Origin of the sequence: Gordonia sp. (in: high G+C Gram-positive bacteria), from assembly GCF_047606305.1 — a bacterium.
Taxonomy (GTDB): Bacteria; Actinomycetota; Actinomycetes; order Mycobacteriales; family Mycobacteriaceae; genus Gordonia.
Window position 1 is genome coordinate 19,055 of the sequence record NZ_JASGER010000053.1, and the last position, 11,205, is coordinate 30,259.

Annotated in this window: 9 protein-coding genes and 1 tRNA gene; 1 reads left to right on the forward strand and 9 read right to left on the reverse strand. The window is 70.6% G+C overall.

What is annotated here, in order from left to right; genetic code table 11:
* Nucleotides 1-4: 4 nt before the first annotated feature.
* From rho to argS, 6 genes are all read right to left on the reverse strand, one after another.
* A complete protein-coding gene (gene rho / locus QM634_RS08460) occupies nucleotides 5-1,783 on the reverse strand; it encodes a transcription termination factor Rho (protein ID WP_415042338.1) in 1,779 nt (592 codons plus the stop codon).
* A gap of 229 nt (nucleotides 1,784-2,012) precedes the next feature.
* Nucleotides 2,013-2,960 carry a homoserine kinase gene (thrB, locus tag QM634_RS08465; RefSeq protein ID WP_415042339.1) on the reverse strand — a complete coding sequence of 316 codons (948 nt, stop codon included), beginning with the start codon at nucleotides 2,958-2,960 and terminating at the stop codon, nucleotides 2,013-2,015.
* 5 nt (nucleotides 2,961-2,965) lie between these two features.
* Entirely contained in the window at nucleotides 2,966-4,048 is a 1,083-nt protein-coding gene (gene thrC, locus QM634_RS08470) for a threonine synthase (protein WP_415042340.1), read from the reverse strand.
* Nucleotides 4,041-5,366, reverse strand: a complete 1,326-nt coding sequence (locus QM634_RS08475) for a homoserine dehydrogenase (RefSeq protein WP_415042341.1) — start codon at nucleotides 5,364-5,366, stop codon at nucleotides 4,041-4,043. The genes thrC and QM634_RS08475 overlap by 8 nt, the downstream gene beginning before the upstream one ends.
* A complete protein-coding gene (lysA, locus tag QM634_RS08480) occupies nucleotides 5,363-6,727 on the reverse strand; it encodes a diaminopimelate decarboxylase (RefSeq protein ID WP_415042342.1) in 1,365 nt (454 codons plus the stop codon). The genes QM634_RS08475 and lysA overlap by 4 nt, the downstream gene beginning before the upstream one ends.
* A 3-nt stretch (nucleotides 6,728-6,730) precedes the next feature.
* Nucleotides 6,731-8,383: an arginine--tRNA ligase gene (gene argS, locus QM634_RS08485; RefSeq protein ID WP_415042343.1), complete on the reverse strand. Its 1,653-nt coding sequence runs from the start codon at nucleotides 8,381-8,383 to the stop codon at nucleotides 6,731-6,733.
* A 63-nt stretch (nucleotides 8,384-8,446) separates the two neighbouring features.
* Here argS and QM634_RS08490 point away from each other — a divergent pair, with 63 nt between their 5' ends.
* Entirely contained in the window at nucleotides 8,447-9,292 is an 846-nt protein-coding gene (locus QM634_RS08490; protein WP_415042344.1) for a DUF305 domain-containing protein, read from the forward strand.
* 8 nt (nucleotides 9,293-9,300) lie between these two features.
* On the opposite strand, the gene QM634_RS08495 is transcribed toward QM634_RS08490, so the two are convergent.
* From QM634_RS08495 to QM634_RS08505, 3 genes are all read right to left on the reverse strand, one after another.
* The gene (locus tag QM634_RS08495) at nucleotides 9,301-10,509 is read right to left on the reverse strand and encodes an MFS transporter (protein WP_415042345.1); all 1,209 of its coding nucleotides are present in this window, start codon (nucleotides 10,507-10,509) and stop codon (nucleotides 9,301-9,303) included.
* Between the two features lie 71 nt (nucleotides 10,510-10,580).
* Nucleotides 10,581-10,653: transfer RNA gene (locus tag QM634_RS08500), tRNA-Arg, on the reverse strand.
* Between the two features lie 49 nt (nucleotides 10,654-10,702).
* The coding region (locus QM634_RS08505; protein ID WP_415042346.1) for an ATP-binding protein at nucleotides 10,703-11,205 on the reverse strand (503 nt) is incomplete at its 5' end.

The following is an 11,205-nucleotide window of genomic DNA, read 5'->3' on the forward strand; positions in this document are numbered from 1 at the left end:
ACGACTAATCGTCGTCGTTCATCGTCCCCGGCGTGTTCGACTGCACCTGCATGAGGAACTCGACGTTGTTCTTGGTCTTCTTCAGCTGGCTGATCAGCAGGTCGATGGCCTGGTGGCTGTCGAGCCCGGACAGCACGCGGCGCAGCTTGTGGACGATCTTGAACTCTTCGGGCGAGAGCAGGAGCTCGTCCTTGCGCGTGCTCGACAGGTTGACGTCGACGGCCGGGAAGACGCGGCGCTCGGCGATCTTGCGGTCGAGCTTGAGCTCGGCGTTGCCGGTGCCCTTGAACTCCTCGAAGATGACGGTGTCACCGGTCGAGCCGGTCTCCACCAGCGCCGAGGCGATAATCGTCAGCGAGCCGCCGTTCTCGATGTTGCGCGCCGCACCGAGGAAGCGCTTGGGCGGGTAGAGCGCGGTCGAGTCGACACCACCGGACAGGATGCGGCCCGATGCCGGCGACGCGTTGTTGTACGCACGGCCCAGGCGGGTGATCGAGTCCAGCAGCACGACGACGTCCTTGCCCTGCTCCACCAGGCGCTTGGCACGCTCGATGGCCAGCTCGGAGACGCTCGTGTGGTCCGACGGTGGACGGTCGAAGGTCGAGGCGATGACCTCGCCCTTCACCGATCGCTGCATGTCGGTGACCTCTTCGGGACGCTCGTCGACCAGGACGACCATCAGGTGGCATTCCGGGTTGTTCGTCGCGATCGCGTTGGCGATGTCCTGCAGGATCGTCGTCTTGCCGGCCTTCGGCGGCGAGACGATGAGGGCGCGCTGTCCCTTGCCGATCGGCATGATCAGGTCGATGACGCGGGTGTCCAGGCGCTCGGGCGTGGTCTCCAGGCGCAGCCGCTGGTTCGGGTACAGCGGGGTGAGCTTGTTGAAGTCCGGGCGCTTCTTGGACGACTCGGGGTCGGTGCCGTTGACGGTGTCCAGGCGCACCAGCGGGTTGAACTTCTGCCGGTTGCTCTGGTTGCCGCCGCCTTGCTGCTGCTGCTCACCCTCGGGGCGCACCTTCACCGCACCGGTGATCGCATCGCCGCGGCGCAGGCCGTGGCGGCGGACGAGGTTCATCGAGACGTACACGTCGTTGGGCCCGGCGAGGTAGCCGGAGGTGCGCACGAAGGCGTAGTTGTCCAGGACGTCGAGGATGCCGGCGACCGGCGCGACGACGTCGTCCTCGGACAGCTGGGGCTCGGCGTCGCGGTCACGACCGCCGCGGCGGTTGCGCTCGCGGAAACGACGGTTGCGACGGTTGCGGTTGCCGCCCTCGCCCTCGTCGTCGCGGTTGCGGTTCTGGCCGCCCTGACCGCCGGCGTTGTTGCCGCCCTGTTCCTTGTTCTGGCCGGAGTTCTGGCCGTTGCCGCCCTGCTCGCCGCCCTCGCGGTTCCGGTTGCGGTTGCGATTGCGGTTGCCGCCCTCGCCGTCGGCCTTGCCCTCGGCATCATTGCCGGCGGGGGCCTCCGAGCCGGTGGCTTTGTCGGCCGGCGCCTCGGCGGCGGCGCTCGGACGGCCACCGCTCTTCTGCTCCTTGATGGCGCTGATCAGGTCGCCTTTGCGCATTCCGGAGGCGCCCTTGATGCCCAGGCCTGCGGCCAGCGAGCGCAGCTCCGGCAAGACCATGCCGGTGAGGCCGTCGGCGCCCTTGGGGGCGGAATCGCCGGCGTCGGCCGAGCGGGTGGTCGGCGCGGTGGTGGTTTCGCTCTGCTGCGGGGCAGCGGCGGGGGCCTCGTCGGCGGCGGTCGGCGCCACCGTGGCGGTGCTGAGATCCGTTTCAGTCACGGAAGTCCTTTCGTTCCCTCGCCGCATGCGCGCGAAGGTGGATGAATCCCCAAGTCGGGAAATCAGGTGGGTCTGCTGGCGGCGGAAGTCACAAGCCGTTGCCGGGATCAAGTCCGGAATTTCGGGGGACGTCCGCTAACGGCGATTTCACATTCGCTCAGCGAGACGAGGCAATCTTACCGTGAGCACACCCTGGTCGGCAACAACCCCCCGGCCCCCGAGGACCGGTTCACGGCGCCGCGGCGCCGCCCGGGCCGTCGCTGATCGCGGTCTCGACCATGGTGAACCCGGGCCGTTGCGACAGCTCCGGCGGGATGTCGGCGGTGTGCAGCACCAGGACCGTCGGCCCGGCGCCCGAGATGGAGGCGGCGAATCCCGCGGCGCGCAGTTCGGTCACCAGGTCGGCCGACGCCTGCATGGTCTGCGCCCGGTAGCCCTGATGGAGGCGGTCCTGGGTCGCCGTCAACAACAGTTCCGGCTCGCGCGTCAGGGCCACCACGGCGACGGCGGCGCGGCTCACGTTGAACACCGCGTCGCAGCGCGGCACGACGTCGGGCAACAGGCCGCGGGTGTGGGAGGTCGACGATTCGACGTGCGCGATGAACGCGGTCGCCCGGATTCGCGGATCCACCTGTAGCCGACGGGCGAAGTAGCGCGCGTCGGCGCCCTCGCCGTCGGTCCAACTGACCACCGCTCCGCCCAGCACGCTGGCGGCGGCGTTGTCCGGGTGGCCCTCGAACTCTGCGGAGAGTTGCACGAGGTCGTCATCGGTCAACCCGGCCAGGTCCAGGGCCGCCGGCGCGGCCGCGAGCAACCGAGAGGCCGCCACCAGGCCGGCCACGACGGCCGAGGCCGACGACCCGACGCCCCGCGAGTGCGGGATCGCATTCACGCAGTCGACCCGCAGGCCCGTCGCCGAGGCGCCGCCGTGGGCGAGGCCCCGCTCGATGGCGCGGGCGACCAGGTGCGTCTGGTCCAGCGGTACCGATCCGGCCCCCTCGCCGGTCACCGACACCCGCACGCCCGGCTCGGCGACGGTCGTCACCTCGACGTCGTCGTAGATGCCCAGGGCCAGCCCCAAACAGTCGAACCCGGCGCCCAGGTTGGCGCTCGACGCGGGAACGCGCACGGCCGCCCGGAGACCGGGCGGGAGCTGCTTGGTCACGACGTCGGCCACGGGGGTCAGCCCACTCCCAGCGCGTCGGCGACGGCACCCGGGTCGACCGGGATCGCCGAGACCTCCGGCATGCCGAGCAGGGCGGTATCGGGATCCTTCAGGCCGTTGCCGGTCACCGTGCAGACCACGGTCGAGCCGGGTTCGATCCATCCGTCGGCGCGGGCCGCGAGCAGGCCGGCGACCGAGGCGGCCGAGGCGGGCTCGACGAACACGCCGTCGCGTCCGGCGACCAGGCGGTACGCCTCCAGGAGCTTCTCGTCGGTGGCCGCGCGGAACATCCCGCCCGACTCGTCCTTGGCCGCGACCGCCTGGTTCCAGCTGGCCGGCGACCCGATGCGGATCGCGGTGGCGATCGTCTCCGGGTCCTTCACCGGGGCGCCGTTCACCAACGGTGCGGCGCCGGCCGCCTGCACGCCGAGCATCCGCGGCAGGGCGTCGATGACGCCGTCGCGGTGGTACTCGGTGTACCCCTTCCAATACGCGGTGATGTTGCCGGCGTTGCCGACCGGCAGCGCGTGCACGTCGGGGGCGCGGCCGAGGACGTCGACGATCTCGAAGGCCGCGGTCTTCTGGCCCTCGATGCGCGCCGGGTTCACCGAGTTGACCAGCTCGATCTCCGGGAAGTCGGCGGTGACCTTGCGGGCCAGCTCGAGGCAGTCGTCGAAGTTGCCCTGGACCTGGATGATCGTGGCGCCGTGCATGACCGCCTGGGCCAGCTTGCCCATCGCGATCTTGCCCTCGGGGATCAGCACCGCGCAGGTCATGCCGGCGCGGGTGGCGTACGCCGCCGCCGACGCGGAGGTGTTGCCGGTGGACGCGCACAGCACGGCCTTCTTGCCGTTGTTGACGGCGGTGGTCACGGCCATGGTCATGCCGCGGTCCTTGAACGACCCCGTCGGGTTGAGGCCCTCCACCTTCAGGTAGACCTCGCAGTCGGTGATCTCGGACAGGTGCGTGGCCGAGATCAACGGCGTCGCACCCTCGAGCAGGGTGACGATCTGCCAGTCGTCGGCGACCGGCATCCGGTCGCGGTACGCCTCGATCAGACCCGGCCAGGCCCGGTGCACGGCAGTGCTCTTCTTACTCATCGGTTCCTTCCATCCGCAGCACCGAGGACACCGCGGTCACCGCTTCCATGCCTTCGAGGGCCTGCACGGTGCCGGCGAGCGCACCGTCCGGGGCCCGGTGGGTGATCACGATCAGGCGCGTTTCCTCGCCGTCGCCCTCCTGGCGCACGGCGGCGATGCTCACCCCGTGCTTGGCGAATTCACCGGCGACGCCCTCGAGCACACCGGGACGGTCGGCGACCTTCATCGCCACGTAGTAGCGGGTCGGCACCTCGGCGATCGGGGCGACCGGCAGCTCGGCGTAGGTGGACTCCAGCGGACCGCGACCCGAGTGCACCTTGTTGCGCGCGGCCATCACCACGTCGCCCATGACGGCCGACGCGGTCGGCGCTCCCCCGGCACCCTGCCCGTAGAACATCAACCGACCGGCGTTCTCGGCCTCGACGACGACCGCGTTGTACGCACCGTTGACGGTCGCGAGGGGGTGCGACAGCGGGATGAGCGCCGGGTAGACGCGGGCGGAGATCCGCTCGGAGCCGTCTGCCTCGGTGATGCGCTCACAGATCGACAGCAACTTGATGGTGCAGTCGAACTTGGCCGCGCTGGCCAGGTCCTCGGCGGTGATCGACGAGATGCCCTCGCGGTAGACGTCGGCCATGGTGACGCGGCTGTGGAAGGCGATGGAGGCGAGGATCGCGGCCTTGGCCGCCGCGTCATAACCCTCCACGTCCGCGGTCGGATCGGCCTCGGCGTACCCGAGTCGGCCGGCCTCGGCCAGCGTCGAGTCGTAGTCGGCGCCGGTCTGCGCCATCGCCGACAGGATGAAGTTCGTGGTGCCGTTGACGATGCCCGCGACCCGCTGCACGGTGTCGCCGGCCAGCGACTGCATCAGCGGGCGGATGACCGGGATCGCGCCGGCGACCGCCGCCTCGAAGTACAGGTCGACATGCGCCTTGGCGGCGGCGTCGGCGAGCTCGCCGGTGTAGTCGGCGAGCAGCGCCTTGTTGGCGGTGACGACGGACTTGCCGTTCTCGAGCGCCGAGCGGATGAGCGACCGGGGCGGCTCGATGCCGCCGACGACCTCGATCACGATGTCGACGTCGTCGCGCGCGACCAGCGCCGCGGCGTCCTCGGTGAGCAGCTCCTCGGGCACCCCGCGGTCGCGGGCCGTGTCGCGCACCGCGATGCCGCGGATCACCAGCGGCGCGCCGATGCGCGCACGGAGGTCCTCGGCGTTCTCGGTGATGATGCGGACGACCTCGGCCCCCACGTTGCCCATTCCGAGCACCGCGACGCCGAGCTCGCGCGCGGGCCGCGCGTGGGCATCAGTGGCGGTCACTGGGTTACCTCCAGACTCAACAGGTCGGCGACGGTCTCCCGGCGCAGGATCTCGCGGGACTGCCCGTCGCGCACCGCGACGACCGCGGGTCGAAGCGCCATGTTGTAGCGCGACGACATCGGGTAGCAGTACGCCCCGGTGGCCCCGACGATCAACAGGTCGCCCGGCTCCAGGTCGCCGGGCAGCCAGCAGTCCCGGATCACGATATCGCCCGTCTCACAGTGCTTGCCCACCACACGGCTCTTCACCGCGTCGACCGTCGAGGTCCGCGACGCCAGGCGGACGTCGTATTCGGCGCCGTAGAGCGGCCCGCGGATGTTGTCGCTCATCCCGCCGTCGACCGACACGTACCGGCGGACGGCGCCGCCGTCGAGGGCGACGTCCTTGACCGTGCCCACGCGGTACAGCGTGACTCCCGGCGGGCCGGCGATGGCCCGACCCGGCTCGACGGCCAGTTTGGGCACCGGCAGACTCAGCTCGGCGGTCTCGCGGGCGACGATCTGCGCGAGCGCGTCGGCCAGCGTCGTCACCGGCAACGGGTCGTCGGTCGCCACATAGGAGATGCCCAACCCCCCGCCGAGGTCGATGGTGGAGAGCTGCTCGGCGCGCTCGCGGCCGAACTCGGCCAGCACCTCGCCGAGCAGGGCGATGACCCGTTGCGCGGCGATCTCGAAGCCGTCGAGGTCGAAGATCTGCGAACCGATGTGGCTGTGCAGGCCCACCAGGCGCAGGTGCTCGGCGGCGAAGACGGCCCGAATCGCCGTCATCGCCGCGCCGCCGCCGATGGAGAAGCCGAACTTCTGGTCCTCGTGGGCGGTGGAGATGAATTCGTGGGTGTGCGCGTTGACGCCGGGGGTCACCCGGATCAACACGTCGGCGACGACGCCCTGCTCGGCGGCCACCCGCTCGAGGCGCTCGATCTCGATGAGCGAGTCCAGCACGATGTGGCCGACGCCGGCCCGCACCGCCGCTTCCAACTCGTCGACGCTCTTGTTGTTGCCGTGCAGCGCGATCCGCTCGGCCGGGAATCCGGCGTGCAGGGCGACGGCCAGCTCACCGCCCGACGCGGTGTCCAGGCTCAGCCCCTCCTGATCCACCCACTTCGCGATCTCCACGCTGAGGAAGGCCTTCGACGCGTAGTGCACGGTTCCGTAGCGGCCGAAGGCCGCGCGCATCGCCGCGCAGCGTGCGCGGAAGTCGGCCTCGTCGAACACGAACAGCGGGGTGCCGTACCGCTGCGCCAGTTCGTCGACGCGGACCCCGGCGAGCGTGACGGTGCCGTCGTCGGCCCGGGCGGTGCCGCTCGGGTAGACGTTGGCGGGGATGGCGTCGACGTCGGCGGCGGATACGGAGTCGGCCATGGCCTACATCCGATCCGGGGCGGACACCCCGACGAGGTCGAGGCCGTTGGCCAGCACCTGGCGGGCCGCCGCGCACAGCGCCAGGCGCGCACGGTTCACGTCGGTGGGCTCCTCGTCGCCGATCGGCAGCACCCGGCACTGGGTGTAGAAGCGGTGGTAGGCGCCGGCCAGGGTCTCCAGGTAGCGGCAGACCCGGTGCGGCTCGCGCAGCTCGGCGGCCGTCGCCACGACGTCGGGGAAGTCGCCGAGCGTGCGGATCAGGTCGCCCTCGGCCGGATCGGTGAGGAGTGCGACCTTCGACTGGTCGGCCTCGATGCCCAGGTCGGCGGCGTTGCGGGCAAGCGCAGCCAGGCGCGCGTGCGCGTACTGGACGTAGTAGACCGGGTTCTCGTTGGACTGCTTGCGCAGCAGGTCCAGGTCGATGTCGATGTTGACGTCGACCGAGGAGCGGATCAACGAGTAGCGGGCGGCGTCGACCCCCACCAGCTCGACCAGGTCGTCGAGGGTGACGACGGTGCCGGCGCGCTTGCTCATCTTGACCGGCTTCCCGTCTTGGACGAGGTTGACCATCTGGCCGATGAGCACCTCGACGCTGGTGGGCCGGTAACCGAGCGCCCCGGCGGCGGCCTTGAGCCGCACCACGTAGCCGTGGTGGTCGGCGCCCAGCATGTAGATGAGGTGGTTGAACCCGCGGTCGAACTTGTCCTTCAGGTAGGCGATGTCACCGGCGATGTAGGCGGCGTCGCCGTCGCTCTTGAGGACGACGCGGTCCTTGTCGTCTCCGTAGTCGGTGGAGCGCAGCCACCAGGCGCCGTCGGCCTCGTAAAGGTTCCCGTTGGCCTTGAGCTCGGCGATGCACGCGTCGACGAGGCCGCGGTCGAACATCGAGTTCTCGTGGGTGTACACGTCGAAGTCGGTGCCGAACTCGTGCAGCGTGGACTTGATGTGGTCGAACATGATGTCCACGCCACGCGACCGGAAGGCCTCCAACCGCTCGGCGTCGGGCAGGTCGAGCAGGCCCGGGACGTCGGCCACGACCTGGGCGGCGATGTCGTCGATGTACGCCCCGGCGTAGCCGTCCTCGGGGGTGGGCTCACCGCGGGCGGCTGCGTCCAGCGAAGCCGAGAAGCGGTCGATCTGACGACCGTGGTCGTTGAAGTAGTACTCGCGGGTGACTTTCGCCCCGCGCGCGGACAGCACGCGGCCCAGCGCGTCGCCGACGGCCGCCCACCGCGTCCCGCCCAGATGGATGGGGCCGGTGGGGTTGGCGGACACGAACTCCAGGTTGACCACGGAATCGGCCAGGTCGTCGCCGTGGCCGTAGTCTCCGGCCTGCACCAGGATCGTGGGGATGACGCTGTTCTGGGCGTCGGCGGCCAGGCGCAGGTTCACAAACCCCGGGCCGGCGATCTCGGCCGAGTCGATCCCCGCGTCGGCCGCGTACGCGTCGGCCAGCCACTGCGCCAGGTCGCGCGGCGGCACGCCCAGCTTCTTGCCGATCTGGAGGGCGATATTCGTCGCGTAATCGCCGTGCTCGGGGTTGCGCGGGCGCTCCACCGTCACCGTCTCCGGGAGCACGTCGGCATCGAGGCCGCGCTCGGTCAGAACGGTCTGGGTGACGCCGCGCAGCAGCGCGGCGAGGTCGGCTGGAGTCACGGGAAACCATTCTATGGAATCGCCCCGCTCCGGCGATATCCGGATTCGACTAGCGTGGTCGCCATGTCGAAGGATGCGTCCACCACCGATTCCCCCGCCCCGTCGAACGCGGCAACCGAGTCCGCCGGCGGCCGCCCGCACTGGCTGACCACCGCACTCGTCGCCGTGGCCGCCCTGCTGTTGGGCGCCGGTGCCGGATTGGCCATCGGCCACCACAGGAGTGACGACACGGGGCACGAGCACACCGTCGCCAGCCCGACCGCGGTCGGCTTCTCCCAGGACATGATCGTCCACCACCAGCAGGCCGTGGAGATGACGCGGATCGTCATCGAGAACGGCAGCGACCCCAAGGTCCGCGACCTGGCCGTGGGCATGCTGTCGGACCAGGGCAAGGAGATCGGCCAGATGACCGGCTGGTTGCAGGCCTGGGGCGCGCCGCTGCAGAACCCGGGCGCCCCGATGTCGTGGATGAACCACGGTGACGACCACTGCGCCGACGGCCACGTCGACGAACACTGCCCGGCCGCGAAGGACGACGAACACGCCCACCACGGCGCGCCCGAGGCCGAGGCCGACGGGCACGACCATTCCGGGCACGCCGACCACGGTGCGATGCCCTCGATGGCCGCACCAACCGGCGATCAGCCGGTGATGGCGGGCATGGCCACCGACGCGGAGATGGCGCGGTTGCGCGGCCTGCAGGGCCGGGCGGCCGACACCTACTTCCTGCAGCTGATGCTGCGCCACCACCAGGGCGGCCACCACATGATGGGCATGGTCATCGACCCCGACAGCGGCGCCCCGGAGTACGTCCGCGCGCTGGCCGAGCAGATGAACCGCGCCCAGGTCGACGAGGAGTCGACGATGAAGCAGTTGCTCGCACAGCTGGGCGCCAAGCCGCTGGGGTGAGTCCCGAATCAGGCGTCGACGGTCGTCAGCGGTTCACGGCCGCGCGTCTCGCGCGTCCCCGTCCAGAGCGCTGCGACGATCGCGGCGAGAACGGCGGTCAGCACGAAGGCCGGTCCGAAGCCAAAGCGGTCGGCGATGACGCCGGCGATCACCGGTCCGGCGATCGTGCCGCCGTCCTGCGACATCTGGTAGGTCGAGAGTGCGGTTCCGCCCCGGCCGCCGTAGAGGACGTCGGCCACCGTCGCCTGGATGACCGGCGCGACGAGACCGGTGCCCATGCCGGCCACCGCGGTGACGGCCAGGGCCGCCCCGACCGAATCGGTCAGTGCCAGCGCGGCCGTCGACGCACCGAGGACGACCATGCCGAGGATGAGGAACGGCCGACGGCCGAAGCGGTCCGACAACCGACCGGCCGGGATCATCACCAGCACGTCGCCGGCCGCATAGGCGGCGAGCGCGAATCCCGCCATGCGGGGTGTGGAGTGCAGGACCTCGGTGAAGAACAGCGGCAGCAGTGAGACGCGCATCGCGTACAGCCAGCCGTAGACGACCGCGGTCACCAGCGCGGCGCGGTAGGCCCCGTCGCGCAGGGCCTCCCGCAGCGCGGTCCCGGCCTGGTGCTCGACGACCTCGCCCACCACCGCCGAGTTGCGCAGCGCCAGCCAGACGACCGCGGTCGCGACGAGCAGGGCGGCGGCGTAGACGACGAAGGGCGCACGCAGCCCGAGTCCCACCAGGCCGCCGCCGATCAGCGGTCCGATGATGCTGCCCAGCACGAAGCTCGACGAGTAGACGCCCGACACCCGGCCACGGATCTCCGGCGGCGAGATGCGGATGAGCAGGCTCATCGCCGACACCGTGAACATCACCGACCCGACCCCGCCGAGGGCGCGCAACACCAACAGCTGCCAATACCCCTGCGCGAAAGCGCAGGCCAGCGTCGACGCCGCGACGATCAGCAGACCGGCCAGATAGACGGGCCGTTCACCCAGTCGCTGGACGAGCGGACCGGTCGCGGGGGCGAAGGCGAGGCGCATCAGCGCGAAGGCGCTGACCACCATCGTCGCGGCGGTGATGGACACGTGGAAGCTGCGGGCGAAGGCGGGCAGGACCGGCGCCACGAGCCCGTACCCCAGCGCGATGACGAAGGCCGCGGAGACCAAGACCCAGACGACGGCCGGGATGCGCTGGCGCGCTGGTGTGGGCGGTGCGGTCATGGTGCGCCTGCCTGGAACCTTTTCAAACACAGTAGGTGCACACCGGACGGAGGCCGGCGAGGAGATTGCTGTGCCCCCGGCAGGAATCGAACCTGCGGCCTTCTGCTCCGGAGGCAGACGCTCTATCCCCTGAGCTACGGGGGCTCGGGACGCAGCACAGCCTATCCCACCGCCGCGCGGTGCTCCAACGGGGTTAGAGGGCAACGGTGCGCGCGGTGTCGACGTCGCGGTAGCGCTCCGGCGCACACGTGAGAACGATGACCTGTGCATGCTCGGCGGCACGGGTCAGGACCTGCGCCATTTGCGCCACCCGGTCGGAGTCCGAGTGCCCCAGAGCATCGTCGATGATGACCGGGACACCGTCGGCCTCGTCCACGAGCATGGCGCACGCGAGTCGCGCGATGATGCCGATCTGCTCGCGTGCGCCGACCGACAACTCGTCGAAGGAGACGGTCGTGTCGTCGAGGGTCCGGGCGGTGATACCGAGCTGATCGTCGACGTCGAAACGCACGTCCGCGCCGAACAACGGTTGCGCCAGGTCCTCCAGGTGGCGCCGGAAGGGCTCGCTGAAGCGGGCATGCGCGGCGTGGCGGTGCTCGGCCAGGACCGTCCGCAGCAGGCGCGCCGCCTCCGCGCGCGCGGTGACGCGGTCCAGGTCGGCTTGTGCGGCGGCATGGGCGGCGGCCGCCTCGTCGC

Bases quoted from the DNA above. Each gene is read 5' to 3' on its own strand.
- QM634_RS08495 (WP_415042345.1), bottom strand. From the start codon at position 10,509: ATGACCGCACCGCCCACACCAGCGCGCCAGCGCATCCCGGCCGTCGTC.
- thrC (WP_415042340.1), bottom strand. From the start codon at position 4,048: ATGAGTAAGAAGAGCACTGCCGTGCACCGGGCCTGGCCGGGTCTGATC.
- lysA (WP_415042342.1), bottom strand. From the start codon at position 6,727: ATGGCCGACTCCGTATCCGCCGCCGACGTCGACGCCATCCCCGCCAAC.
- QM634_RS08490 (WP_415042344.1), top strand. From the start codon at position 8,447: ATGTCGAAGGATGCGTCCACCACCGATTCCCCCGCCCCGTCGAACGCG.